The sequence below is a fragment of the Chloroflexus sp. genome (assembly GCF_049970315.1).
Classification (GTDB): Bacteria; Chloroflexota; Chloroflexia; order Chloroflexales; family Chloroflexaceae; genus Chloroflexus.
This window is the reverse complement of record NZ_JBMFNE010000006.1, coordinates 65693-92146: the sequence shown is the minus strand read 5'-3', so window position 1 is coordinate 92146 and position 26454 is coordinate 65693. Positions and strand designations below refer to the sequence as shown.

Genomic DNA, 26454 nt, shown 5'->3' with positions numbered 1-26454 from the left:
AGGAAGAGAGGCTACGCATGCGGATCATGATGATCCAACCGAACTACCATGCCGGTGGAGCTGAGATTGCCGGGTTCTGGCCACCAAGTTGGGTGGCGTACATCGGTGGCGCATTGCGGACTGCGGGATTTGATAACCTGCGTTTCGTTGATGCGATGACAGAGGATTTGCCCAACGATAAGCTACGCCTTATTCTGCGCCACAACCGACCGGATGTGGTGATGGCAACGGCCATTACCCCGATGATTTACAAGGCGCAAGAGACGCTCCAGATCGCGCGTGAAGAACTACCCAATGCGCGCCTCATCCTTGGGGGAATCCACCCAACGTTTATGTACGGGCAGGTCTTAACCGAGGCACCGTGGATTGACTACATTGTGCGCGGTGAAGGCGAAGAAATTATTGTCGAGTTAATGCAAGCAATCGCCGCTGGTAGCGATCGACGTGATCGTTCAAAGATCAAAGGCATCGCGTACCTCGAAGATGGTAAAGTAGTTGCAACACCGGCGCGTGATCCGATCGCCGACCTCGATAAACTTACGCCCGATTGGAGCCTCTACGACTGGAAGCGCTACATTTATGTGCCCCTGAACGTGCGCGTGGCCGTGCCCAACTTTGCCCGTGGCTGTCCGTTTACATGCCGCTTCTGCTCGCAGTGGAAGTTCTGGCGCCGCTATCGCTCGCGCAGCCCACAAAAGTTTGTTGATGAGATTGAGACGTTGGTGCGCGATCACAAGGTTGGCTTCTTCATTCTGGCTGATGAAGAGCCGACGATCAATCGGAAGAAGTTTACAGCGCTGTGCGAAGAGTTGGTCCGGCGTAAACTGCCTGTTTACTGGGGTATCAATACCCGTGTGACCGACATCCTCCGCGATGAAGCGCTTCTCCCACTTTGGCGAGCTGCCGGTCTGGTTCACATCTCGCTCGGCACAGAGGCAGCAGCACAGATGAACCTCGACCGCTTCCGCAAGCAGACGACGATTGAGCAAAATAAGCGTGCAATTGAGCTGATCAAGAAGCACGGGATGGTAGCCGAGGCCCAGTTCATTATGGGCCTGGAAAACGAGACGCCGGAGACAATCGAAGAGACCTATCGCTATGTGCTCGACTGGAAGCCGGATATGGCCAACTGGAATATGTACACGCCGTGGCCATTTGCCGAGCTGTTTGAGGAATTGGGCGATAAAGTCGAGGTACGTGACTACTCCAAGTACAATTTCGTTACCCCGATTATGAAGCCCGAAGCGATGGATCGCGAGGATGTGCTCAAAGGTGTGTTGCGCAACTATGCGCGCTTCTACATGCGGAAGGCGTTCCTGGAATACCCCTTCATCAAGGATCCATTCAAGCGGCGCTATATGCTCGGCTGTCTCCGTGCCTTCATGCAAACGACGATTACCCGCCGCTTCTACGACCTTGGGCGGGTTCATATGCGTGGAACCCAACTCGAGATCGATCTTGGTTTCGATGAGTCACGGGTACTCACGCCTGAGCAGATCGCCGAGATGAAGCGGCGCAAAGAGATGCAAGCCGATACGACCTTTGGCGGGGCCGCGCCCGGCCTTGATCCCGAAGGGATCAAACTGCAAGCCGAGAATCCGCTGAATGTGCCCCTCAATATTCCCGTGAACGAAGCGGCATCTTCCACTCAGTCAGTATCATAGGGCGTGATGATCAGTAGGGATATAGCGGCGCTATATCCCTACCTATTTACCCATTCCCAAGGAGATCACGTAAATCGGGAAATGTACTCGACCGGCGTGGCTGGGTGATCTGTTCGGCGTAGGTACTCAGTTCACGGAGATGGTGCAAAATGCGCTCCATCTCTTCTTCGTTGTCGAGTTCGCGCAGCCGTTCGTTGTAGCGCCGAATGCGTTCCACAACTTGGGCCTTGCGCAAGATCCGCGCACACTGTTCGGCTTCGTGGCGGAAGCGAACATCATCAGGGCGACGTTCGAGTAACTCGAGCAACGGCTTGGCTCCGCCGGTCAGGGGTTCGCCGAGCGTTTCAATCCATGCTTGCAAACTCTCCTGATCGGTTGGACGCTGGTCAAGGGGTGTTGCCAAATATGCCTGCCAAATTGCCTGATGGAGCGGTTCTTCCAGCAGATCTTCGACGCCGGCCCCAAAGAGTTCGCCCGCCTCCCGACAACGGGCATGGTACTCCTCAAGGAGCTTCTCAATCGCAATATTGACGCTCGGATAGCGTAAGGCAAGTGCCAGTAGGTAGGCCTCTGTCTTGCGACGACGTTCATCGAGCGGTGTAGGGGGAGTAGGTGGGAGCGGCGGTTCCTCCGGTCGTGACAGTGGACGTTTGTTCCGGCTACGGTCGCTGCGACGTGCCGGTTGTACTCGTGCGCGCAGCAGATCGACAATCAGTTCGCTCCGTACACCGGTAATCTGTTCTACCCGCGCAACATACACCCGCTGCGCTGCACCATCGAGTTCGCTTAAAAGCGGTATGATTCGTTCTATCGCTTGCCGCTGCTGGATCGGGTCGTGCATGTCGAGTCCGGCAGTGTACGCCTCGAGATAGAAATCCATCACCGGTGCTGCTTGTTCGACCAACTGCTGCCAAAGGTCGGGGTCGGCGGCAATTACTTCGTCGGGATCGCGCCCCGCCGGTAGTCGGATGACACGAATGGTGACATCGTTCTCCAGTCGAACGATTCCCTGGGCGGTTGTTACCATCCGCCCCTCACCTTCCTCCTCACCGGTCGTGCGAATCGTTTCAAGGCCGCGGAGGGTAGCTTTCTGGCCGGCGGCGTCGGCATCAAGCGCTAGATAGACGTTATCGGTCAACCGCTTGAGTTGGTTAATATGCGCTTTACTCAGGGCTGTGCCCAGCGGTGCTACCACATTGCGAAAGCCGTACTGATGCGCAGTAATCACATCGACATACCCTTCCACCACAATCGCGCGGTTGGTAGCCCGGATCGCGTCACGAGCCAGATCGAGACCGTAGAGCACTTCACTCTTCTTAAAGAGGGATGTTTCCGGTGTATTTAAATACTTGGGCTGCGCATCTCCTAATGCTCTCCCGCCGAACCCGATGACCTCACCACGCACGTTACGGATCGGGAAGATGATCCGATTGCGAAACCGGTCATACGGTCCGCGCTCGCCGGGAATGGCGAGACCGGCGGCAATGATGTCTTCGACACTGTACCCCTTTTTATCGTGGAGGTAAGAAAAGAGATGGCCCCATTCATCGAGACTATAGCCGATCTGAAACGCATCAATTGCGTCCTGATTGATCCCGCGACGTGCAACGTAGGCGCGGCCGGGTTCTCCGCGGCTGAGGTTGAGTAACACATTATTGAAGTAGCGCGCAGCGATCCCGTTGATCTCCAGAAGACGAGCACGGCGGGCGTCTTCTTGGCGTTGTGCGTCATTTTTGGGTTCGAGCCGGATTCCGGCGCGCTCGGCCAATAGCTCCAGCGCCTCTTTGAAATCAATCCCCTGTTTGCGCATTACGAAGTCGAATACCGTACCGGCGGCGTGGCATCCGAAGCAGTAGAAACTTTGGGTGTCCGGGTAGACGTAAAAAGCTGGAGTTCGTGTGTTGGGGTGAAACGGGCAAAAACCAACAAAGCTGCGACCACTGCGGCGTAACCCGACTCCCATTGAGTTGATCAGGTCAACAATGTCGATATTGGCTTTAATGTCATCGATGACGCTCATAGTGGTGCATACAGGAATGGGCGGCGTTTTACCATCAAACGACCGGTCTGTAAACGGTATACCGCTGGGTGCTTCGGTATGATACCACACCGGCGAGTAAAGAGGGGCGAGGCAGTGCCTCGCCCCTCCCATCGTTGCTACGCTACCGTGATCAACCGCGTCGGAAGACGAAGTTGCCGTTTTCGACATCGACGATGATCGTGCTGCCTTCCGGGAACGCGCCTTGCAACAGTTGCAACGCCAGCGGGTTCTGGATGCGTTGCTGGATCACCCGCTTGAGCGGACGCGCACCGTAGACCGGATCGTAACCTTCGGTAGCCAACTGGGCACGGGCAGCATCGGTCAACGTTAAGTTGAGCTTGCGGTCGGCCAACAGCTTGCGTAGCCTGTTGAGCTGGATCTCGACGATCTGATCGATGTGTTCGCGGCTGAGCGGCGAGAAGACGATTACTTCATCAATCCGGTTTAAGAACTCAGGCCGCAATACACTGCGCAGCTCTTCCATCACCGCAGCCCGAATCTCACCTTGCGGTGCTCCGGCCCGCGCCAGCTCTTGAATAGTTGCGCTGGCGATATTGCTTGTCATAATGATGACCGTGTTCTTAAAGTTGACCACTCGACCTTGTCCATCGGTCAAACGGCCATCATCAAGCACTTGCAGCAAGACATTGAAGACATCGGGATGCGCCTTCTCGATCTCATCGAATAGCACAACACTGTACGGTTTACGCCGCACCGCCTCGGTCAACTGGCCACCCTCATCATAGCCGACATAGCCGGGCGGCGCACCGATCAAGCGAGCGACCGAGTGCTTCTCCATGTACTCCGACATGTCGATCCGCACCATCGCCTGCTCGTCATCAAAGAGGAACTCGGCCAGCGCACGGGCCAGCTCGGTCTTACCGACACCGGTCGGACCAAGAAAGAGGAAGCTGCCCAACGGTCGGTTCGGGTCTTGCAAACCGGCACGGGCACGGCGTACTGCATTAGCGACAGCGGTAACTGCCTCGTCTTGGCCGACAACGCGCTGGTGCAAGCGCTCTTCCATGTGTACCAGCTTCTCAAGCTCGCCTTCGAGCAGCTTGGTCACCGGGATACCAGTCCACTTCGAGATAATTTCGGCGATGTCGGTCTCGGTGACCTCTTGCCGCAGCAGACGATTTTGTCCACCCAACGCAGCCTCTGCCGCTTGTAACTCACGTTCGAGGCTGACAAGCGTGCCGTATTGTAATTCAGCCGCCTTGTTGTAATCGTACTGGCGTTGTGCCTGTTCGATAGCGGCGCGGGTCTGTTCAATCTTTTCTTTCAATTGCTGGATGCGCTCCAGCTCTTTCCGCTCACGCTGGATCTGAGCTTCCAGCGCCGATCGCTGCTCGCGCAGATTGGCCAGTTCTTGCTCAAGCTTCTCAAGCCGCTCCTTGCTGGCCTGATCCTTCTCTTTGCGCAACGCTTCCCGCTCGATCTCCAACTGCATAATCCGCCGCTTCAGATCGTCAAGCTCTTGCGGATCGGAGGTAATCTCCATACGCAGACGGGCCGCCGCTTCGTCGATCAGGTCGATTGCCTTGTCGGGCAAAAAGCGGTCGGAGATGTAGCGATCCGAGAGCATCGCTGCGGCAATGATCGCACCATCAGTAATGCGCACACCGTGGTGTGTCTCGTAACGCTCCTTGAGACCGCGCAGGATCGAGATAGTGTCTTCGACTGACGGCGGATCAACCATCACCGGCTGGAACCGTCGTTCAAGGGCCGCATCCTTCTCGATATGCTTGCGATACTCGTCGAGGGTTGTCGCACCGACCATGTGCAGCTCACCGCGCGCCAACATCGGTTTGAGCATATTACCGGCATCCATGGCACCTTCGGCAGCGCCGGCCCCGACAACGGTATGCAGCTCATCGACAAACAGAATGACATCGTCGCGCTCTTGAATCTCTTTGAGCACGGCTTTCAACCGCTCTTCAAACTCGCCGCGATATTTCGCACCTGCGATCAAAGCACCGAGGTCAAGCGCGATGACCCGCTTGTTCTTGAGCGACTCGGGAACGTCACCGCGCACAATGCGTTGGGCTAGCCCCTCGACAATCGCCGTCTTACCGACACCCGGCTCGCCGATTAGCACCGGGTTGTTTTTGGTACGGCGCGACAAAATCTGGATCACGCGCCGGATCTCTTCATCACGACCGATCACCGGGTCGAGCTTGTTACGTGCCGCCAGTTCAGTCAGGTCGCGCCCATACTGCTCGAGGGCCGCATACGTCCCTTCTGGGTTAGGACTGGTTACCCGTTGCGCACCACGTACCTCGCGCAGGGCTATCAATAGCTTATCGCGTGTGAGACCGGCCTGCTTGAGGACACGCTCAGCCGCACCACCGGCATGGTCGAGAATGGCCAACAGCAAATGTTCGGTGCTGACATATTCGTCACCGAATTGAGCTAGCTCGTCGTGGGCTTTAACCAGCACCGTGCGCAAGCGCGAACCAAGCTGAACTTGGGCACTGCCACTCGTTATGCGTGGAAAGCGTGCAATTTCGTTATTGATCTGTTGCTTAATCGCACCGACCGGCAGGTTCAGCTTGGCCAGCACCTTCGGAACAACGCCGTCACTTTGATCAAGCAGGGCATAGAGCAAGTGTTCGGGTTGGACTTCGGCATTACCGAGACGCTCCGCCGCTGCCTGCGCTGCTGCAATCGCTTCATACGATTTTTCCGTAAACCGATTGGTATTGAAGGACATACGTCCACCTCCTTAACGTTTCTGCTGCTGTTACTGTAGCAAATCGATATCTGTGACGCGATAGCACAACGTTAACGTTCTATTGGAAAACCTGTGCGCGTCTTTTGCGCATGGATTGCGGTTTACTTTATGACGATAGTTTTTTTGTGAGACGGTGCAAGTGATGGAGGTAGCGTATGAATACGAATGGCGAGACGCCATGGTATCGGCGACCACAACGGCTCTTAGCGATAGCTTGTGCGTTACTCGGTGGTTTGTTAATCGCGTTTGGCCCTGAAACCCGCGCTGCATGGTTGGCAACGGCCACTGCCTCGCAGACGAATCCTGAACCATTGTGGGATGATGTGATACCGACGCCAATCCCTTCACCACTGGTCGTCTATGTCTCAGGGGCAGTCGTTGCACCGGATGTGTATCGCTTACCGCCGGGATCGCGTGTGATCGATGCGTTGCAAGCTGCCGGAGGCCTTACCGAATTGGCCGACATCGATGGGATTAATCTAGCCGCGCTCGTGCAAGATAGCCAGCATATTCGCGTGCCATACGCTGGGGAACGGATGGCGCTGCCGGCGGAGAGTGATCGCAGTACCGATAACGGACTGATTAATCTGAATCGGGCGACTGCCTCCGATCTGGAGGAGTTGCCGGGTGTTGGGAAGACGCTCGCAGAACGGATTATTGCTCGCCGCGAAACCCAAGGGCCGTACCGCAGTGTTGATGAGTTGCGTGAAGTAAGTGGGATCGGTGAAAAGCTATTCAATCAGATTGCACCGCTTGTCACAATTGGGCCATAGGGAACAATTGCATTGACAACCTTGCACAAATCGAGCGACTCGCATATACTCGCGGTGATGTACAAGTGGCGGGAGACGTGCTGGTTGTCGTGTCGTAATGTGTGCTCGGTATGTGCCGCAGCCCGGTGATAGTTGTCGGTTCTCATAGATACGACTGCGGTACCCATCTCAACACCGTTCACCAGCATGTGGGAGTCATACGGGTACGGCTCCGCTGAAGAAGGTATACGCATACCCGTATTTCGATAACCAACATACGCAGTTAGAATCGAGTAGAGTTATGCGTCGGACAAAAATTGTTGCTACGCTTGGGCCGGCGACGAGTACCCCCGAACGGATCGCCGGATTGATTCGTGCCGGAATGAATGTGGCCCGTCTCAACTTCTCGCATGGTACTCATGCCGAACACGCAGCGCGGATTGCGATGGTGCGACGAGCGGCTGCCGAAGCTGGTCGCCATGTCGCTATTCTCCAAGATTTACAAGGACCGAAGATTCGCACCGGGCCACTGGTTAACGGTCAGCCGGTCGAGCTGGTTGCCGGCCAGCGCTTTGTGATCACGACCGAACCAATTATCGGTGATGCTCAGCGCGTCAGTACCACCTACCGGGCCTTACCACTCGATGTGCGGCCACGTGACCGGATTTTGTTGTCGGATGGGTTAATCGAGCTGGTGGTCATCAACCATACCGACACTGAAGTTGAGACCGAGGTCGTGCATGGTGGAAAGTTACGCGAACATCAGGGCATCAATTTGCCGGGTGTGCGGGTCAGTGCGCCGGCCGCGACCGAGAAGGATCTTGCCGATCTCGCCTTTGGTCTCGAACAGGGTGTGGATTTCGTGGCGTTATCGTTTGTCCGCCGCGCAAGTGACGTGCGTGAGGTGAAGGAGTTCATTCGTCGAGCCGGCAAACAAACGCCGGTCATTGCTAAGATAGAACGACCGGAGGCGCTTGAAGTTTTACCGGAGATCTTAGCCGAAGCTGACGGGATTATGGTGGCCCGTGGTGATCTTGGTGTCGAAATGCCACCCGAACGGGTACCGATTGTACAGAAGCAGATTATCGCCGCGGCTAATCAAGCGATGCTGCCCGTCATTACCGCCACCCAGATGCTCGAGTCGATGATCCACAACCCACGACCAACTCGCGCTGAAGCGAGCGATGTGGCAAATGCGATTCTCGACGGTACCGACGCCGTGATGCTCAGCGGTGAGACGGCAGCCGGTGCGTACCCGATTGAAGCTGTACAGATGATGGCGCTGATTGCCGATGCTGTCGAGTCATCGTTGAGCGGTAATCATTCACATACAACACCGCGCTGGTCGATTGTGTCTTCACAATCAACTCCACGTGCAATTGCTGCTGCGGCGTGTACTATTGCGAGTACCTTGCCGGTGCGCTTTATCGTGGTGCTCACCCAGAGCGGCGCAAGTGCTCGGCTCGTCTCCCACTACCGGCCTGAAGTGCCGATCCTCGCCTTCTGCCCAACTGAAGAGACGGCACGTCGCACGAGTCTCTACTGGGGTGTGACACCTATTGTGATTGAGGCGCGTGACCGACTCGACGAACTGGAACAGCAGATCGTGCGGATGATGCGTGATATGGGGATGGCCCGGCGCGGTGATTTGATCGTCCTGAGTGGCGGGCATCCGGTGTATCGCTATGGGCCAACCAACTTTTTAAAGGTCATTACGATTGAATAATATTCTTGACACCAATGCACGTGAATGCTACGCTGTAGCTAATAGCATACCACGTCGGGCAGGATGACCATGCGTATTGTCTCGCTGCTACCGAGCACAACCGAAATAGTCTGTGCATTGGGTCTTGCAGACCAACTTGTCGGCGTGACCCATGAATGTGATTATCCGCCGACGGTGCGCGGTTTGCCGGTGGTGACACGGAGCGTTCTCGACCTACCAGAGACGGTGTCTTCCGCCGAAATCGATACAGCAGTTCGTGAGCGAGCACGCAATGACCTCTCGATCTACCAACTCGATATGGCGTTGCTGCATGCGCTCCAGCCCGACGTGATCCTGACCCAGGCCCTTTGCGAGGTGTGTGCTGTGCCCCTTCGGCAGGTCGAGTCGGTGATGGCCGGTGGTACGGCGCACATTTTATCATTTGAACCGACCAGCTTGGCCGGGATTTTCGGTTCGATCAAGGCGATTGGGCGGGCGCTGGGCGTTCCCGAACGGGCCGATGCTCTGGTTCAGGCGCTGAACGAGCGGGTTAAACGAGTACGTGCGCAAACAGCGCGCGTATCGTATCGTCCACGGGTTGCCTGTTTGGAATGGCTCGATCCGGTGTTTGGGCCGGGGCATTGGAACCCGGAGCTGGTCACTATTGCCGGTGGCCATCCGGTGTTAGGAGTGGCTGGCGAACGAGCACAACGCGTAGCATGGCCAGATGTGATTGCATGTGCTCCGGAAGTCATCGTTGTCATGCCGTGTGGTTTTACCCTCGAACGGGCAGTGGCTGAGGCGCAAGCTCTCTTACCGCAACGTACCGGTTGGTATGCGCTGCCGGCAGTTCGCAATGGTAGAGTCTTTGTTGTTGATGGCAACACCTATTTTAGTCGACCCGGTCCACGGATCGTTGATAGTTTAGAATTGTTGGCTGCGCTCATCCATCCTGACCTATTCGCCGGATGGAGTCTGCCAAACGCAGCGGCCGTCCTGCGATAATTGATGACGGTTGAGCAGAAGACAAGGTTGTAGTTAGGGGAGGTCACGTGCATGGCAAAGTCAGAGCTCACCATTGCCGAGTTATTACAAACGCTCGCTCATGAGCTAGATCAGCCGTTCAGTGTCGGTGAACTTTGCCACCTTATGAAGGCGCGTTGGCCTGTTACCTTTACCGAGGCGTCGGTACGTGATACGTTGCGTTGGGAAGGTATTCGCCACGGCTGGGTGAAGCTCAACCGTAAGCAGTATATGCCGTTGCGTTCGGTGCTCGATGGTCTCCGATTTCGCTGCTGGCCACGACCGCAAGACATCGCCAATGGTCAATTACCGATTGCGCATCTGTATCCATTCTTTGGCGCGCGCCAGCGCGCGTTGCCTCTGATGTACGACGAACAGAATAATGTACTGCGGGTACATGAAGTGTCATCGCCCTCCGGTGCAACATGGCTTGCCCTTGATCTGCACGAATGGTTTCGCCATCACCACTTCGCCGTCGGTGATAGCATCTTGGTGGAAGTACGGTACCGATCACATCCAGAAATGTATCTCACCTACGAACCGGTAGCCGCGTTTCGCACCGATGAGGTTGTAGCACAAGAACAAGCACTTATTGCGGAATTGGTAAAGCGCGTCGGGCACCAGCAGGTTGCGGTTGATGAGGTCGTGTTGCCGATCTTTGCCGGAGCTGCGTGGCGGACTGCCTATCCCGGTCGGCCATGGCAGTACCTTGTGTTGAACGATAGACGGCTGCAATTGATCGATGACTTCTATCTCCAGTTGGTCACCGATCCGTTCGATGTTGATGCAGTAATGATAGTCCAACCCACAGACGAGCGTGTGGTCTTCTCGCCAGCGATCCTCGATCAGGTTCAGGCCCAATCGCTGATTCGCTCCTCTGATCAGACGACCCTCTTAGCGGAAATTGCAGCGTTACAGCAAGCAATTCAGCGTTCGCGGGAACAGGATCGGCAGGCAGGCATTTGGGATGGTCGTTTGACCCGCGAGTCGTATCTGTCCGATGAGGAGGATGATGAAGCTTTCTTGAAAGCCATTAATGAGGAGCTAGGGCCGTTTGCAATCATAACAAGTGATGAAATGGCCTATGCGTTTTTGCGCATGCAAGAAGTATTACCACCTGAGGTGCAAGAGCAATTAAACCACGCTACTCAAGAACAGGCCGAGGTAATTATCGCCGGTCAGTTGAATTGGTTATTGGTCAAGGCACCTGATCTCTTTCCTGCGCTCGATCCGCAGACGATCCGGTATGCATCCGATACCCTGACCGATCAGGTTCAAGCTCATGCTTTGTCATTCGATAACGATGACATTGTCGGTTTGACCGATGACGACGATTGGTACAATGACGATGATCTCGATTGGGATGATGATGATGACGACGAAGATGCATGCCATCTGCAAAGTACCAGTCTCATCAATCAGTATGTTGACTATTTACAAGAGTGTGGGAAAAAGCGCTCGACTGCCCAGACTCAGGCTCGTCTCTTGCAACCGTATGCGTGGTTTTTAGCGTCGTTCTATCGGTTAGCGCTCAGTGAGGGTAGCTATGCGACCCTCGATGAGTTTCTGTTTTACTACTATCCGAATCATTACGATGTCTCGGAGCGACATGTGCGCGAGATGTGTAGTGCACTCAAGCATTTTTACGCCTTCCTCCGCGAACGTGGTATCATCCAAGATGATCGCTTTGCACTTGCCATCTGGCAACGGCGTGATCAAGCGGCCCGCTTAATGGTGCTAACACGTAAGGTTGAACACGAACATCCCGATCAACCGCAGCTTTTGCGAATGCTTTTTAAATCGTTTACGTCGTAATATGGAATTGCGCTTGTTACGATGAGAGTGCGCCGACCTGGGCGCACTCTTACTTTGTGGAGACATGATGATAACCTATACCATTGCAATGCCCGTGCCTCATTCCCATCTCTTTCATGTTCACATTACTATTCAACGGACAGAGACTGGTGATGTTCAATTGTCGTTACCGGCCTGGACGCCCGGTTCGTATATGATCCGTGAGTTTGCCCGCCATGTGCAAGAGTTTCAAGCGACTGACGGTGCAGGTGTCCGTTTGCCGTGGCACAAGGTGCGCAAAGATAGTTGGATCGTGCAGGCCGGTGCAGCAACCCACGTCATTGTTTCGTATAAAGTCTATGCGTTTGATTTGACGGTACGCACCAGTCATCTCGATGGCACGCACGGCTATTTCAACGGCGCGAATGTGTTTATGTACGTTCACGGCCATACGCGCGAGCCGTTGATCCTTCACGTCGATCCACAGCCCGGCTGGCAGGTGACGACCGGTCTCATTCCGTTGCCGACCGATCCGGCGCACCCACAGCGGGCATCGTTTCAGGCAGCCGATTACGATGAGTTGGTCGATTGCCCGGTGGAATGTGGCACGCATCGTCTCTTAACCTTTACCGTCGATGATGTACCGCACCGGATTGCCATTTGGGGCCACGGGAATGAAGATGAAGCGCGTTTGTTGGCCGATACCAAACGTATTGTTGAAGTACAACGGGCGCTGTTTGGTAGCTTGCCGTACCGCGACTATACGTTCATTCTGCATCTGACCGATGGTCGGGGCGGTGGCCTTGAACATCGCAATAGCGCTACCAATATGGTCGACCGCTGGACGTTTACCGACCAGTATGAGCGCTATCTGAGCCTTACCTCACACGAACTGTTTCATGCATGGAATGTGAAACGACTGCGTCCGGCAGTACTTGGCCCGTTCGATTACCAGAACGAAAATTACACGCGCCTGCTGTGGTTGATGGAAGGGGCAACGAGCTACTACGATGAGCTACTGCTGGTACGAGCCGGTCTGATGAGCGAAGAGCGCTATTTGCAAAAATTGGCCGATAAGATCGTACAACTTCAACAGCAACCCGGTCGTCGGTTGCAAAGTCTCGAACAGAGCAGCTTCGACGCTTGGATTAAGTTCTACCGTCCTGATGAGAATAGCATCAATTCCAGTATCTCGTACTATCTCAAGGGCGCGTTGGTATGTTGGATGTTTGATATGGCGATCCGGTCACAGACGAACGGCGAGCGGAGCTTTGATGATGTGATGCGTTATCTGTACCAACGCTATCCGGTCGAAGGGCCGGGTATTCCCGAAGAGGGTGCAGTGCTAGCTGCAATCGAGGCGGTTGGTGGTCAACAGAATGGGTTTCGCGACATGTACGAACAGTATGTAGCAGGAGTTGCCGAACTCGATTATCATGCCGCCCTGGCCGTCGTTGGGCTGGAACCACGCTGGCAATACCGACGGCCACGGCCCAATGGGCAGCCACCGGCCTGGTTGGGGATCAATTGGCGTCAACAAGGTGAACGAACTATTGTAGCTTCGGTGCGCAGTGATGGGCCTGCTTACGAAGCGGGTGTCTATGCCGGTGATGAGTTGGTCGCGCTCGATGGCTGGCGGGTGAATGAGGAACGTCTCAACCAACGCCTGCTGGAACGCCGGCCCGGTGATGCAGTGCGGTTGACCCTCTTCCGTGGTGATGCGTTGATCGATGTCGTTGTGCCATTGGCGGTTGCGCCGTATGATGCGCTATCGTTGGTACCGGTGGCGATTCCAACTGCCGCCCAACTGCGTATGCGGGCGGCATGGTTAGAGCGAATGGTGTAAGCAACGTTGCGTGGACGTAGGGCAGACTCCGTAACCTGCTGTGGATGTCGTTGTGGTATAGTTGCAGATAATCGGGTAATGTGATGAATTCTGTTGAAACGCTGAAAGCAATGGCGGCGGCGGCGGCCGTAGGACTGATCGAGCCGGGAATGGTGATCGGGTTGGGGTTTGGGAGTACGGCCGCGTATGCAACGCGGATGATCGGTGAACGCTTGGCAAATGGCGAACTCCGCGAGATCGTCGGTGTACCGTGTGCTGAAGGGACCGCAGCACTAGCCCGTGAGCTGGGTATTCCCCTCACTACCCTTGATGATGTAGAGAATGTTGATATAACCATTGATGGCGCCGATGAAGTCGATCCAGATATGGCCCTGATCAAGGGTGGTGGTGGCGCATTGCTCCGTGAAAAGATGGTTGCTCAGGCCAGTCGGCGGGTTGTGATTATCGTTGACGAAAGTAAGCTCTCACCGGCCCTTGGGACGCGCTTCGCATTGCCGATTGAAGTGGTTGATTTCGGCTACCGAGCAACGGCTCGCTGGTTAACTGCCCAAGGTGGGGGCGTGCGCTTGCGCCTTCGCTCTGATGGGCAACCGTTTCGCACCGATCAAGGTCATCTGATCCTCGATTGGGCATGTGGCCCGATTGCCGACCCGGCTGCACTGGCCGACCGCTTAGCTGCACGAGCCGGTATCGTCGAGCATGGCCTGTTTATCGGCTTGGCAACTGATTTGTTCGTTGCCGGAGCAACAGGCGTGCGGCATATTGTTCGCACAGATTGCGGTAGAGTAGCGCCATAAGCGTGTCATACCATGTAGAGAAGATTATGCGCTTAGCACCCTCCATCCTCACGGCAGATTTCTCTCGTCTAGGTGAACAGGTCGCCACGGCATGCGAGGCGGGAATCGGTTGGATTCACCTCGATGTTATGGACGGCCAATTTGTTCCCAATATTAGTTTTGGGCCGCCGGTGGTGCGCTCGTTGCGCCCGTTGGCCGACCGATACGGCGCACTCCTCGATGCGCATCTGATGATTGTTGAGCCGGAGCGTTATCTCGCTGATTTTGCCGCCGCCGGCGCCGATCTCATAACCGTGCATGTCGAAGCCACCCCGCACGTCTATCGGGCTATCCAGATGATCCACGACTTGGGTAAAAAGGCCGGTGTTGCCCTGAATCCGGCAACACCGCTCAGTATGGTCGAAGAGGTTATTGATCAGGTTGAATTGATCCTACTTATGACGGTTAATCCCGGTTTTGGGGGGCAAACGCTGATCCCTTCGGTGTTGGCGAAAGTACGGCGGCTGGCAACCATGCTCGGTGATCGTCCGGTGGAGATTATGGTTGACGGCGGTGTGCATCCGGCGACCATTGCGGCTTGTGCTGCGGCCGGTGCGACGGTAGCAGTTGTTGGTTCGGCCGTCTTCGGTGACCAGCCGATCCCGGCGGCGATTGCCGCACTTCGGACAGCGCTCGCCGATTCGGTGCAGACACGCTGAGAAGTAATCTCGACAGCTCTGGTATTCGCTTGCTCGACAGTGGTTGAATGGTAGGTGATAGTATGTATCTCGCCGGCGACATTGGTGGTACCAAGACGATTCTTGCCCTCTTCGATCAGAATACTGGGCCACACACGCCATTGAACATTCAGACATTTCCCAGTGCTCGCTATCCGAGCCTTGCAGCGATCATTGCCGAGTTTCTGTCTGTCCATCCTACGCCGATCGCTGCGGCTGCATTCGGAGTGGCCGGTCCGGTCGTGGCCGGACGGGCCAGCATCACCAATTTAGCCTGGACAATCGATGCCGCTGAGCTGAGTGTGGTGTTGGGTGACGTACCGGTGCGCCTCCTGAATGATCTTGAGGCGATTGCGCAATCGGTGCCAATCCTCAAACCGGCTGACCTCGTGACCCTCACCGCCGGCACACCGGTTGCCGATGGGGCAATTGGCGTCATCGCACCGGGAACCGGTCTCGGTGAGGCGTTTCTGACGTGGGATGGTACACGCTACCGACCACATCCTTCCGAGGGCGGACATACGACGTTTGCGCCACGAAATCAGATCGAAAAAGATTTGCTCGACTATTTACATCAACGCTTTAGTCACGTGAGTTATGAACGTGTCTGTTCTGGGATCGGTATCCCCAATCTGTATGCGTTCGTCCGTGACTGCCTACTCCAACGTGAAACGCCGGCTGTAGCCGAGCAGCTTGCCGCTGCGACCGATCCTACGCCGATTATCGCGCAAGCCGGCATGGCAACCGAAGATATGTGTCTCGTTTGCCGTACAACCCTTGAGTTGTTTGTCGATATTCTGGCTGCTGAAGCCGGTAATCTAGCCCTTAAAGTGTTGGCAACCGGCGGTATGTATATCGGTGGTGGTCTGCCCCCGCGGGTATTGCCGCTGATCAAGCGTGAACGCTTTTTACAGATCTTCCGTGACAAGGGTCGCTTCAGTGATCTCCTGGCTAACGTCCCTATTCATGTCATTCTCGAGCCGAAAGCCGGGTTGTTTGGAGCCGCTGCTGCTGCGATGACTTGACGAGCTGCTATTTTTAGTGTATTACTAACACTAAATCATTGCAAGGGAGAATGCGCGCTCATGCAGGAAGAACGCCCAACTCGCTCTGATATCAGCAAATATCCGTTACCAGCAGTAACGGTTGATGTGGTGATCTTTAGTTTGATCAATCGTACCTTGCACGTGTTGCTTGTGCAACGAAAGCGTTGGCCTTTCGAGGGACGATGGGCGATTCCGGGAGGCTTCATTCGGCTCGACGAATCGTTGGAGGAAGCGGCGCGCCGCGAACTCGAGGAAGAGACCGGTGTGCGCGACGTATACCTCGAACAATTGTATACGTTCGGCGATGTCCAGCGCGATCCGCGCCATCGCGTCATTAGTGTTGCTTACATTGCCTTGGTTCGCGCCGATGCGCAGACGATCCGGGTCAGCGATGAAAGTAGTGATGTCCGGTGGTTCCCGGTTGATAACCTACCAACGCCACTCGCTTTCGATCACGATCAGATACTCGCCTATGCCCTCTCACGTCTGCGCTCGAAGCTTGAATACACGACGCTGGCATTTCAACTTCTGCCCGAACTCTTTTCGATCCTCGAATTGAAACATATCTACGAACAGATTCTGGGGGAAAAGCTCGATAAAGGAAACTTCTACCGTAAAATCAAAGAAGCCGGTATCCTTGAAGAAACACCGTACATCCGCGAGGGACGTGGCCGACCGACTCGTCTTTGGCGCTTCCGTCGTGAACGTATCGGCGATAAGCAGTTTGTCTTTCGCTGGCGAGAGGATCGACGCGATTGAGGCGTGCTTGATACGACGTGGGCGTTCGTTGTTGGTTCAGGCACGTTGGTCGATTGGGTAGACGATGTCCATAGCCGTAATCCGGTTGTTCACGTAAGCAATCTCCACCGGCTCGTTCGAGTGGGTGAATACGATGTATCTTATCAACCCATTCACCCGTTGCCGGACAGCCTATCTGTAGGTACCCTGGCTCTACAGGGTACATTTGGTGATTGCCTTGTAACGTTACACGCTATGATTCAAATAAACAACACAGCAGCTCCGCAAAGCGAGGCGCAATATGCGTATGCTCGAAGTGTTGATTGTTGGCGGCGGGGTGATGGGTGCGGCTACGGCGTATGCACTCGCCCGGCGCGGTCGGCGGGTGCTGCTCCTCGAACAGTTTGCTCTTGGGCATGCACGTGGTAGTTCGCATGGGTTGTCGCGTTTGTTTCGTTATGCCTATCCGCAAGCCATCTACACTCAATTGGCAGTAGCGGCTCGCCAAGCCTGGGCTGCGCTCGAAGCAGATGCTTGTCAGCGTTTGTTGATCAACACCGGCGCACTTGACATAGCCCAGACCGATCTGCCCTACCTAAAGGCATGTGCGGCTCAGTTGGCGGCTGCCGGGGTACCTTTCGAGCAACTCTCTGCGGATGAATTACGCTCCCGTTTTCCCGCGCTCGCAGTGACCGATCAGACGATTGGGCTGTATCAGCCTGATGCTGGTATTTTGCCGGCTTCACGCTGTGTTGCGACGCTGATCGAGCAGGCCCGTCGTTATGGTGCCGTCGTTGCAACCGGGGTTCGGGTTGATCGGTTGTTGCCAGATGGCACCGGGGTACGGGTTGATGCTGCCGGTGCAACGTACCGTGCACAGCGTGTGGTGATTACTGCGGGCTCGTATACACCGGTTCTTCTGCGGCAATTAGGATTATCGTTTCCGTTGTTGATCACACGTGAACAGTCGGCATTCTTTTTGCCCCACCATCGAGTGCTGAGTAAGATCGGGTATCTACCAGTGGTGCGTGATCATGGTCACGGTGACGGTGAATCGTTGTTGGTGTGTTATCCCGATATGGGAGAGGGTGTGAAAGCAGAGCTATTCGGTACTGGCGTTGTTGTTCGTGATCCGTATGTGCTACCGCCACTTCCCGATCCGGTTGAGAGTGAACGGATTGCTCGACGGCTCGAAGCAACGTTGCCTGGTTTTGCAGCACGTCTGTTACGCGCGGAAACCTGTCGGATGACCCACACACCGACTGGTGATTTTCTGATCGACCATCATCCTGAGTATCGCCAGATTTTGTTGGCGGTGCCGTGTTCTGGTCATGGTTTTAAGTTTGCACCGTTGATCGGTGAGATTCTTGCCGATCTTGCGATGCAAGGTACGACCAAGTACGATATTACGACGTTCCGGATCGACCGCTTACGAATGTCACCTGCATTGACATAATGAAGACGAATTTAGGTTCGGCAACCAAAGGCCGGCAATGAGACCAAGCCGAACGAGAGTTGCTTGGGCTGACGACAATACGCCATCAGGCCACACCGCAGACCAACCAGGACAGTGATGGTACGTCGGTGGCACGATGCTCAATCTGCGAAATGTTCTTGCGTTGGTCAAATGGGTTCGACGATCGCCCGTTTCTGAAAAATGATGGTATCTATCAGCAGCATACGGTCATGCCGCATGGTGGAATGATCACCGTTCACCGGTGCAACACGGACGGTGCGCAGGCGCGCGGGACGGTGGGCGGGAGCGTGGTCGGGTGCCGTGGCTCCGGCGGGAACGGTACACCGGTGTGCGTGGGGCGACGCGCGGGACGGTGGGCGGGAGCGTGGTCGCCTTGCTTACCCAACACCGTGCCAACTTGGGTATGCACGATCTTGCGAACCGGGTGACGCTTATCCCCCGTGCCCGGCGCACGCATCAGATAGAGGCATTCGCTGCGGTCGGTACCCATCAGATGGAGGGTGTAGTCAACAACCCAGCCGGTTGCGGTTGTTCCTCGCTCTGTCGATCCGGCAACGACCTATGGTCATCGGTTCTGGGGTTATTGCAGACCGCCGAAGTGAATTGCACGTATGAGTCTTGACGACTTCATCTCAGCCGAGGATTGACTCACCGGATTAGCTTTTCCTACTCGGTGACCCGAATAGCTTAGGCTACCGATAGTTCATCCAGAACGGCTTCGCTGCTGTTACTGCAGATGGTGGGTAGGTCGTTAGCCTGCCAAGCCGGGAGGCATAAAATGCGTTATTTGGCAGAGCTGTACTACTTTCAAGACCAAAGGGAATTCCCCTTCCAGAAATCTGTGATCGTCACAGCAACAACCGTCGCTCGGTGGTGCTCCCATTTTTATGCAGGGATCATCGTTCCTTGGAACTGTAACATCCCCCTTGAGAAGAAAGGACTTCTGCCAACACCATTCAGAAGTAAAGAGATCTTTGTCACCGAATTAGTAAATTGGCTTTTTGAAAACTCGATGTCCGAGGAGTTATTTTGCTTACTTTTAGACGACAAACCGGTGTCACCATTGGGAGAAATCGCCAGGTTTGATCATCGCGATGACACGTGTTGTTGGTTGCTCGATTTGACCGACGATGAGTTCGCCGAATGTCAAGTTCAATGGCAGGTGAACGGTCTACCGAGAGATCTGTTCTATCCAGAGCATCAGACTGTGTGCATTCCATATCCTGGCAGAGGGTTGAAGGCGAAACTGCTAAGGGTATTGTTATACACCTAAACAATGGCAAAAGGAGCAAAGGGCAATGTCTGCTACGACCTAACCGCCCGCAATTCGAACCGCAGGTAGGCCAACGTACTCTCGCAACCGATGGGGATCATAGTGGGACTGTTGGAGAAAGAGCACAAGCTTCTGGGAATCGTAAATAAACTGTTCAGCAACAACGGCACCAAGGAAAACAGCTATGGCTTTTGATCCTGAAAAGCATCATCGTCGGTCAATCCGCCTCAAGGGCTATGATTATCGCCAGCCAGGTGCTTATTTCATCACCATCTGCACCCAGGATCGAGCATGCTTTATGGGAAAGAACACCGGAACGGTTTCCCAATGTGGAATTGGATGCATTCATCGTCATGCCTAATCACATCCACGGTATCATTGTCATAACCCAAAATATTGCCCCCGACGAAACCACCGTAGGGGCAGGCCTCGTGCCTGCCCCCGTGCCTGCCCCCGTGCCTGCCCCCGTACCCGCCCCCACCGTGGGGGATATTATCGGGGCATTCAAATCCATCACACAGTTCGATATATCCAGGGCATCAAACAACACGGATGGCCGCCGTTTCAGGGGCGATTGTGGCAACGCAATTATTACGAACGCATCATCCACACCGAGGAAGCTTTGCATCGCATTAGGGAATATATCGCACGAAACCCCATGAAATGGCGCCGGGACCGGGATAATCCCTAGCAGGTGTGGGAGATGAACTATGGAGTCATCATCACAAAACGCTTCAATGGGACTTACTCATCGGGGTTTTTTTCGCACGGTTAGTTTGGCACATTCCACGGCTCCATCAAGGAACCTCTTATCCCAAACATTTAAAGATGCTTACCGGCATGAGCCGTCGTCACAAGTCGTCGGGTTGCCGCCAAACAAGTAGCGATTGCGCGCAACAAATTCGTAGACGGGCTGCGCCAATGTGAGTGCGCCGGGCAGACGCAATAATTCACCTAACCCACGCAACGCCGGTAATTGCAATAATAATTCCCGTACTGCTTCAGCACCCCGGTAGATCGTACCGTCGGGGCCAACGACGTGTAGTTGCCCCATAGCTTCATCAGGGGTAATCTCGGGAAACCGCGCACGGGCTTCGGCACTGCTGGCATCGATCAGCTCGATCTGGTGGTGCTCATCATACGCCGCTACCAGCGAGGCTTGGCTGCGACACAGACGACAGTTACCGTCGTAGAGCATCGTGTAGGGCATAGATCACTCTTTCCAATTAATACGGTACTATCGCCGTTACCACCAGCGCCAAGACGAGAATACCGATGATAATTGCACTCAGTACGCGGAACCATTGCTGATACCGTTTACGGCTCATCGTTACTACCTCTTCAATGCTCTCACTTGAAGTTTCGTTCAGTTCTAGTTGTATTATACCCACGTTTCATGCTATCGCGCAGCCGAGCGTCGTAACGACTGCATGCACCACCTCAGCAATCACCGAAATATGCTGCGGGGGTGGCGGTGTCCGCTGCGGATACGTGCGGTTACAGAGGACAACAACTGCAATGTCTGCGGTAGGAATGCCAAGTATTATCGGCCCGGTAAACCCACTATGCCCGAATGCAGTCGCTACTGCCGGCCCCATGTACGGTCGTTGTAGCATCCAACCCAATCCACTAATCTTCTGATTGTCAATCGGAGGTTGTGGTGTGCGAGCAGCGAGAACGGTTTCGGGACGTAAGAGCTGTACCCCTTCCCACGAACCTTCACATAACCACAGTTCGATTAGCCTCACAACATCGGTAGCAACACCAAACATACCGGCATGACCGGCGATTCCTCCCAATGTATACGCACTTTCGTCGTGGACGACGCCATGTACCAACCCACCACGCCATTCCCAATCCCATTCGGTTGGCGCAATCCGTCCGCGCCATTCGAATGGTGGGCAAAAGCGCGTGTACTGCATCCCAAGTGGCGCACAAACTAGCTCATCAATCACCGCCTCGAGTGGACCACCGTAGACGGTTGCGACGACCTCACCAAGGAGAAAGGTGTTGAGATTGGCGTATTCGGTGACACTGCCAGGTTGATGTACGGCAGGTGCTGTATAGACGGCACGTCTGATCGCATGCGCACCGACACGGGCCAGTGGTGCCAATTGTACGGCTAGTCCACTCCGGTGACTAAGCAGATGGCGCACGGTGATCGCGTCATTCGCCAGTTCCGGTAACCAGAAACGAGCCGGTAGATCAAGTGGCAACATTCCGGCATCGTGCAGGCGTAATGCCGCTATCGCAGTGAATATTTTGGTAAGCGAGGCTAAATCATAGATGGTGTCGAGCGTTACCGTTTGGGTGCCGGGGTCATCGTACATTGTCGTTCCATAAGCCGCAGCGTGGAGTACACGACCACGTTGGGTGACCAGTACCACTGCCCCGGGAAAGATGCGTTTGGCGATGGCGGTCGTGATAATCGTATTGATAGCAGGGATCATCGTTGTGTCATTCGTATAATTGGTTACGTCGCAGGGCTATTTCTCCAACCCACAAGGCCAGAGCGAGTGAAGCCAGCCACGGCCAGAGTTCTTGCGGAGAAGCCGGCATCGCTACTGATGCTTCGTCTATGACTATGACCTCGGTGCTCCCACCGGTAATTGCAGCAATCTGACGCAAGCGCTCCACACCCTGCGCCGGATCGTGGATCGCGTATTCGGTCGGCGGTACCTGCACATAGCCGATACTACGTTGCAGTGTTTGCCCATCGGCAAATAAGGTTACCACAACCTGGTACGGACCAACTTCACCAAGTGCCACATCACGACTGTAGCGCCCCGGCCCAATTTGTAACAAACTGATGCGCTGGCTGCTTTGGTCAGGGAACGTGATCTGTGCACTCACCTGCGCTAAATCAATCGGTACCCCACCGACAGTCTGGGCATCGACCATCAGCCGAATCCCACGCGAAAGCGGTTCGACCCAAACCTGGAGCGGCCCACTGTCAGGGGTCGGAATGGTGTACTGTACGACTTGGTTCCAAAATCGGTCGTACTCAGACCAAGCCGGCCAACGTGTAGCCCACGGCGCCGCAGTACTGGCCGTCCACGCGACACTGCGACCTAAGCCGTATTGCCAGACGGCCAACAATGGATCGTCCGCCGGACTACTCAGGACTACGGTGGCCTCCGGGCGAGATTGTAACGCGATATAGCCATCGAGGAGCGGTAGGGTGCTCGGATCGAAGTTCCGTACCAGCGGATGCGGCTGGTTGAGACGCACGGGGGAAGGTTGTTCGACGGTCAGTTCGGAGCCGGCGATTTCACTCTCTTGCAACGTGATGCGCGGTAAATCGGCGGCGTCGGGCACAAAGTAGTAGCGTCCATTCCCCCAACGTGCCAATTGATCGAGGAGATCGGTATCGGCGTCAGTGCCGATGGCAATGGTCGAAAGCGTAATCTGAGCAGCACGGGCCGTCTCAACCAACTGCTGGTAGCGTGGGTAGTTGTTGCTATAGCTGCGACCATCGCTCAGTAAGACGGCGTGGCGTACACTGTGTGGCTCAGCGGCCAGCGTCGGTAGCCCAATTGCCAGCGCCCGTTCGATGTTCGTGCCACCGCCAATTGCCATCGTGGCAATACGAGTCTGCAATTCGGCAACGGCCGATCCCTCGCCAACCGTTTGGAACGGTATCGTCCAGATCGTATCGGTGTCGAAGGCGAGGATGCCGATGCGGTCGTCGGCTTGGAGCGCAGTGAGGGCAAGAATGGCGGCCTCTTTCGCCAAATCAAACTTACTCACTCCGAACGAGGCACTCATACTGGCCGAACGGTCAATAATCAGCAAGAGCGAAATCGGTGTGCGTTGTGGGCGTGGTGGAGGTTCCATCAGGAGAGGCAACGCTTCGGCCAACGGCGTGCGGGCATAACTGCCAAGGGTAAACGATTGATTGCCGCCGATGACCGTCAGCCCTTTGCCTTCGCTCCGCACGACTTCGCGCAACGACATCATCTGTTCAAATGAGAGCTGATTCGCCGATACGTCAACCAACACAATCCCGTCGTACATTGCGAGACGGTTGAGCGCTACCGGTACGGCACTAACCGACACCCGCTCAACCTCCATCCCTGCCTGAGTAAGCGCCGCACCAAGTACGGCGCCGTTTTCACGAGACCCTTCGACCAGTAAGATGCGGGGTGGCGGCATCACGAGGGCTGTCGCTGCAGCAACGTTGTTCGCTGCGAAGGTGTCGTTGCCGGTCGGAATGATCTCGGTGCGCAGACTGAGTAGACCTGGCTGCTCTGCGGTATGGGTGATAGTAAATTGGTACTGACCGGGTGGAATGACCACCGATTCCTCGCCGAGCAGCTGTTCGTCAACCCAAATCCGCAAATCGGCAGCGATTGGTGTCGGATCGTCAATCGGTTGGTAGGTTGTAGTGACGGTAATGTCAAACGGTTCGCCACTCCGCACGAGTGCCGGAACATCGAGGCGTGTCACGGTGATTTCGGGAGTAGCCGGGGGTGCGATAAACCGTACATCGACGCGGATACCAGCAGCGGCTGCCCGTTGCGCTTCAGCCAGCACATCACCCCCTGTATTGTGCCCATCACCGATCAAGATTACTCGCCCACCTGACGGCAATAACTGGCGGGCAGTCCGTAACGCATGCGCAAGATCACTCCCAGCGCCGTCAGGCATTCGCTCATTTCCGGCCACGACGTTCGCCCCAAATGCGAGTAAACGTGTTTGGGGGCCGGCTGCAGTGGCAATTGCTTCAGCCTCGGCCCGGATCGCTGCTTGACCGGCGGGGGTCAGGCTATCCGATTGATCGTAGATCACCAACAATGGCCCGGTAACCGGTGTATCAGCCTGTTGCCTCACCGGGTTTGCGAGCGCACCGATCAACAGGGTCAGGATCATTAATCGCAGGCCAACCACCCTCCAAGGTAGCCGCCGTCCGGCACGGCGCCAGATGAGCACCAATGCCGGTAGCGCGAGTAATAGCCAAAACATGTGTGGAGCTTGCCAAATCATCTTGCCTCCACCGATGGTCGGCGCTGCACGTAGAACCATTCAACCACGAGTACAATGATGGTTGCGATAAGCAGCCACGACCACAACGGTTGTGGTACCGTTACCGGCTGCGCGGTTGGTGTTGTTGCTACCGGGCCAAGCGTTGTACTGGTCAAGCGTGGAGTCGGATCGGCTTCACCGATTGCGCCGGCGTTGACCGGGATGGTCGTCTCGGAGAGTAGTTGTGTGCCGGCCCATTCGTATAGGTGATAAAGACCGACTTGCTCCGGTTCAATAATGATCGGGATTGCCGGTTGCAACGGATACGTCTGCCGGCTACCATCTGGGGCTTGCACGTCCAAATGGGTAGCGCGCAGATCGGCCTTGTAGGTCAGTGGTGTGCCGAGGGTTAGTGATGGCGGGAGGGGTGGCGGCATTAAATCGCGTACCGTCCGCACCACGAGCAGAGGAAACGCTAACCGACCGACCAGCGGGCTATTGTTCAGATCAAAATTCCAGACCGCGATCTCGCTACGCTCGAAACGTCCACGCGCCAGTAACGGGGTATCCCCGCTCAAGGCCAACGGGGTCAGCCAATCCGGTAGTTCCAGCACCCCGATTTGTCCCCAAGCAATGCCGCTCAGATTGACATCACGCAACAGCGACTCACCGGCAGGGGTCAGGGTAACGACCGGTTCGGCGAGGCGTGTTCCCGTGTTCGGGAGTAAGACACTGCCAGGCGGGTTAATCACAAGTACGCCGCCACCCGGCCATTGTGTCGGCACAGTGTTGATAAATATCGTCACATCGGTGGTCGGATCGGGGGTGTACGTTGCCGGGTCAACGACGGTGAGGGTTACATCCGGCATCGCCTGTAACACCCGTACTAGTGCCGATGCTGTTTGGGCTACCAGCGTGACTCTGGCAGGACGTTGACTATCCACATTCACCGTAGCAGTGTCATCGAGCGGTAATCCATCATTACCGGCGAACTCGAGTTGGATCTGTTGAGCCGGACCGGGTAATGTCCATGTCAGCTCGATAGCTGCGTTAGGTTGAATACTTACCGTCTCGGTTTGTGTAAGCTGATCATCTGCGAGGAGGCGAACCGGCCCGCGAAATGATTGCGTACCGTAATTAGCTAGCCGCGCATAGAGATAGACTCCAGCAGAGCCTCGGTGGGCCGCCAACGTGACAACTGCCCGGTTGGGTTGGGATGTACCGAGTACTTCAATCTGGAGTGGAAGGCGTAGGTCCATCGTGTTGGGTGGTGGTAACGCGCCGTCGGTCAACCACACCACTCGCGCACCGGGCTGATCGAGCAATAACGTCTCGGCAATGGTAAGGGCACCGCCAACATCACTACCGGTACCCTCGACACGCACTCCTGCGAGCGCTGTCAGCAAACGCGACCGCTCGGCGGCGCTGTCATGGTCGATCAGGCGAGCACTTGGGCCGGCGCTAATCAAGACTACCCGATCTTGCCATCCCATCTGTTCAATCACCGTTGCTGCGCGTTGCCGTGCTCGTTCTAGCCGCGTCGTTCCACCTTCGGCGAGTGCCATACTGGTCGAGGTATCGATAATGATCGCAATTGACCGATGCGGACCAAACCACGGCAACACGATTTGCGGCTGGGCCAACGCCAACCCAATCAGCAAGGCGGCAATGAGATGGAGGAGCAATAGCAGCGTTAGTCGCAGTCGCCGACGTCTCGTCGAGGGACGTAACGGGATCTGCTGCCATAACAGCAGTGACGGGACAACGACCCGCCGCCGGCGTGAGCGCACCATATGGAGCACAACAATCACCGGGAGGGTCAAGAGGGCGAGTAATCCGAATGGTGCTAGCAGCGACATGCTCGCTCCGAAGCTAGGGTC

Annotated in this window: 18 protein-coding genes and 1 pseudogene; 13 read left to right on the top strand and 6 right to left on the bottom strand. The window is 55.6% G+C overall.

The features are described 5' to 3' along the window. Positions 1–17 precede the first annotated feature (17 nt). Positions 18–1664: a magnesium-protoporphyrin IX monomethyl ester anaerobic oxidative cyclase gene (gene bchE / locus ACP5OT_RS06315; protein WP_428131667.1), complete on the top strand. Its 1647-nt coding sequence runs from the start codon at positions 18–20 to the stop codon at positions 1662–1664. Between the two features lie 46 nt (positions 1665–1710). Here the strand turns inward: bchE and dnaG are convergent, their stop codons facing one another. Then, positions 1711–3684 carry a DNA primase gene (dnaG, locus tag ACP5OT_RS06310; protein ID WP_428111547.1) on the bottom strand — a complete coding sequence of 658 codons (1974 nt, stop codon included), beginning with the start codon at positions 3682–3684 and terminating at the stop codon, positions 1711–1713. 151 nt (positions 3685–3835) lie between these two features. Beyond that, the gene (clpB, locus tag ACP5OT_RS06305; RefSeq protein WP_424676806.1) at positions 3836–6421 is read right to left on the bottom strand and encodes an ATP-dependent chaperone ClpB; all 2586 of its coding nucleotides are present in this window, start codon (positions 6419–6421) and stop codon (positions 3836–3838) included. A gap of 176 nt (positions 6422–6597) precedes the next feature. Here clpB and ACP5OT_RS06300 point away from each other — a divergent pair, with 176 nt between their 5' ends. The 12 genes and pseudogenes from ACP5OT_RS06300 (at position 6598) to ACP5OT_RS06245 (ending at position 20300) form a co-directional block, all read left to right on the top strand. Then, positions 6598–7215 carry a helix-hairpin-helix domain-containing protein gene (locus ACP5OT_RS06300; RefSeq protein ID WP_428131665.1) on the top strand — a complete coding sequence of 206 codons (618 nt, stop codon included), beginning with the start codon at positions 6598–6600 and terminating at the stop codon, positions 7213–7215. Positions 7216–7495: 280 nt separating this feature from the next. Further along, positions 7496–8920: a pyruvate kinase gene (gene pyk / locus ACP5OT_RS06295; protein ID WP_424676804.1), complete on the top strand. Its 1425-nt coding sequence runs from the start codon at positions 7496–7498 to the stop codon at positions 8918–8920. A gap of 69 nt (positions 8921–8989) precedes the next feature. Beyond that, positions 8990–9904, top strand: a complete 915-nt coding sequence (locus ACP5OT_RS06290; protein ID WP_424676803.1) for a cobalamin-binding protein — start codon at positions 8990–8992, stop codon at positions 9902–9904. 51 nt (positions 9905–9955) lie between these two features. After that, complete coding sequence (locus tag ACP5OT_RS06285) at positions 9956–11737, top strand: hypothetical protein (RefSeq protein ID WP_424676802.1); 1782 nt, start codon at positions 9956–9958, stop codon at positions 11735–11737. A 67-nt stretch (positions 11738–11804) separates the two neighbouring features. Next, positions 11805–13562: a M61 family metallopeptidase gene (locus ACP5OT_RS06280; RefSeq protein ID WP_424676801.1), complete on the top strand. Its 1758-nt coding sequence runs from the start codon at positions 11805–11807 to the stop codon at positions 13560–13562. An 83-nt stretch (positions 13563–13645) separates the two neighbouring features. Further along, complete coding sequence (rpiA, locus tag ACP5OT_RS06275; protein WP_428131663.1) at positions 13646–14359, top strand: ribose-5-phosphate isomerase A; 714 nt, start codon at positions 13646–13648, stop codon at positions 14357–14359. Positions 14360–14385: 26 nt separating this feature from the next. Next, entirely contained in the window at positions 14386–15057 is a 672-nt protein-coding gene (gene rpe / locus ACP5OT_RS06270) for a ribulose-phosphate 3-epimerase (protein ID WP_424676799.1), read from the top strand. A 62-nt stretch (positions 15058–15119) separates the two neighbouring features. After that, positions 15120–16100 carry a glucokinase gene (gene glk, locus ACP5OT_RS06265; RefSeq protein WP_424676798.1) on the top strand — a complete coding sequence of 327 codons (981 nt, stop codon included), beginning with the start codon at positions 15120–15122 and terminating at the stop codon, positions 16098–16100. A gap of 60 nt (positions 16101–16160) precedes the next feature. Beyond that, the gene (locus tag ACP5OT_RS06260) at positions 16161–16880 is read left to right on the top strand and encodes an NUDIX hydrolase (RefSeq protein ID WP_424676797.1); all 720 of its coding nucleotides are present in this window, start codon (positions 16161–16163) and stop codon (positions 16878–16880) included. A gap of 286 nt (positions 16881–17166) precedes the next feature. Then, a complete protein-coding gene (solA, locus tag ACP5OT_RS06255; protein WP_428131660.1) occupies positions 17167–18315 on the top strand; it encodes an N-methyl-L-tryptophan oxidase in 1149 nt (382 codons plus the stop codon). Positions 18316–18631: 316 nt separating this feature from the next. After that, positions 18632–18958, top strand: coding sequence for a hypothetical protein (locus ACP5OT_RS06250; protein ID WP_428131657.1), 327 nt, complete (start codon positions 18632–18634; stop codon positions 18956–18958). Between the two features lie 835 nt (positions 18959–19793). Next, a pseudogene (locus ACP5OT_RS06245) lies at positions 19794–20300 on the top strand (transposase). A gap of 141 nt (positions 20301–20441) precedes the next feature. On the opposite strand, the gene ACP5OT_RS06240 reads toward ACP5OT_RS06245, so the two are convergent. The 4 genes from ACP5OT_RS06240 to ACP5OT_RS06225 all read right to left on the bottom strand — a co-directional run bounded on the left by ACP5OT_RS06240 (position 20442) and on the right by ACP5OT_RS06225 (position 26433). Further along, positions 20442–20819 (bottom strand): thiol-disulfide oxidoreductase DCC family protein, encoded by a 378-nt coding sequence (locus tag ACP5OT_RS06240; protein WP_424675082.1) that lies wholly within the window; start codon positions 20817–20819, stop codon positions 20442–20444. Positions 20820–21003: 184 nt separating this feature from the next. After that, complete coding sequence (locus tag ACP5OT_RS06235) at positions 21004–22059, bottom strand: serine hydrolase domain-containing protein (RefSeq protein WP_428112435.1); 1056 nt, start codon at positions 22057–22059, stop codon at positions 21004–21006. A 7-nt stretch (positions 22060–22066) separates the two neighbouring features. Then, positions 22067–24595 carry a VWA domain-containing protein gene (locus ACP5OT_RS06230; protein ID WP_424675084.1) on the bottom strand — a complete coding sequence of 843 codons (2529 nt, stop codon included), beginning with the start codon at positions 24593–24595 and terminating at the stop codon, positions 22067–22069. Then, positions 24592–26433, bottom strand: coding sequence for a vWA domain-containing protein (locus ACP5OT_RS06225; protein ID WP_424675085.1), 1842 nt, complete (start codon positions 26431–26433; stop codon positions 24592–24594). The genes ACP5OT_RS06230 and ACP5OT_RS06225 overlap by 4 nt, the downstream gene beginning before the upstream one ends. Between the last annotated feature and the right edge of the window lie 21 nt (positions 26434–26454).

What these genes read in the sequence shown, in the direction of transcription:
- bchE (WP_428131667.1), top strand. Translation starts at nt 18, where the DNA reads ATGCGGATCATGATGATCCAACCGAACTACCATGCCGGTGGAGCTGAG.
- dnaG (WP_428111547.1), bottom strand. Translation starts at nt 3,684, where the DNA reads ATGAGCGTCATCGATGACATTAAAGCCAATATCGACATTGTTGACCTG.
- clpB (WP_424676806.1), bottom strand. Translation starts at nt 6,421, where the DNA reads ATGTCCTTCAATACCAATCGGTTTACGGAAAAATCGTATGAAGCGATT.
- ACP5OT_RS06300 (WP_428131665.1), top strand. Translation starts at nt 6,598, where the DNA reads ATGAATACGAATGGCGAGACGCCATGGTATCGGCGACCACAACGGCTC.
- pyk (WP_424676804.1), top strand. Translation starts at nt 7,496, where the DNA reads ATGCGTCGGACAAAAATTGTTGCTACGCTTGGGCCGGCGACGAGTACC.
- ACP5OT_RS06290 (WP_424676803.1), top strand. Translation starts at nt 8,990, where the DNA reads ATGCGTATTGTCTCGCTGCTACCGAGCACAACCGAAATAGTCTGTGCA.
- ACP5OT_RS06285 (WP_424676802.1), top strand. Translation starts at nt 9,956, where the DNA reads ATGGCAAAGTCAGAGCTCACCATTGCCGAGTTATTACAAACGCTCGCT.
- ACP5OT_RS06280 (WP_424676801.1), top strand. Translation starts at nt 11,805, where the DNA reads ATGATAACCTATACCATTGCAATGCCCGTGCCTCATTCCCATCTCTTT.
- rpiA (WP_428131663.1), top strand. Translation starts at nt 13,646, where the DNA reads ATGAATTCTGTTGAAACGCTGAAAGCAATGGCGGCGGCGGCGGCCGTA.
- rpe (WP_424676799.1), top strand. Translation starts at nt 14,386, where the DNA reads ATGCGCTTAGCACCCTCCATCCTCACGGCAGATTTCTCTCGTCTAGGT.
- glk (WP_424676798.1), top strand. Translation starts at nt 15,120, where the DNA reads ATGTATCTCGCCGGCGACATTGGTGGTACCAAGACGATTCTTGCCCTC.
- ACP5OT_RS06260 (WP_424676797.1), top strand. Translation starts at nt 16,161, where the DNA reads ATGCAGGAAGAACGCCCAACTCGCTCTGATATCAGCAAATATCCGTTA.
- solA (WP_428131660.1), top strand. Translation starts at nt 17,167, where the DNA reads ATGCTCGAAGTGTTGATTGTTGGCGGCGGGGTGATGGGTGCGGCTACG.
- ACP5OT_RS06240 (WP_424675082.1), bottom strand. Translation starts at nt 20,819, where the DNA reads ATGCCCTACACGATGCTCTACGACGGTAACTGTCGTCTGTGTCGCAGC.
- ACP5OT_RS06235 (WP_428112435.1), bottom strand. Translation starts at nt 22,059, where the DNA reads ATGATCCCTGCTATCAATACGATTATCACGACCGCCATCGCCAAACGC.
- ACP5OT_RS06230 (WP_424675084.1), bottom strand. Translation starts at nt 24,595, where the DNA reads ATGATTTGGCAAGCTCCACACATGTTTTGGCTATTACTCGCGCTACCG.
- ACP5OT_RS06225 (WP_424675085.1), bottom strand. Translation starts at nt 26,433, where the DNA reads ATGTCGCTGCTAGCACCATTCGGATTACTCGCCCTCTTGACCCTCCCG.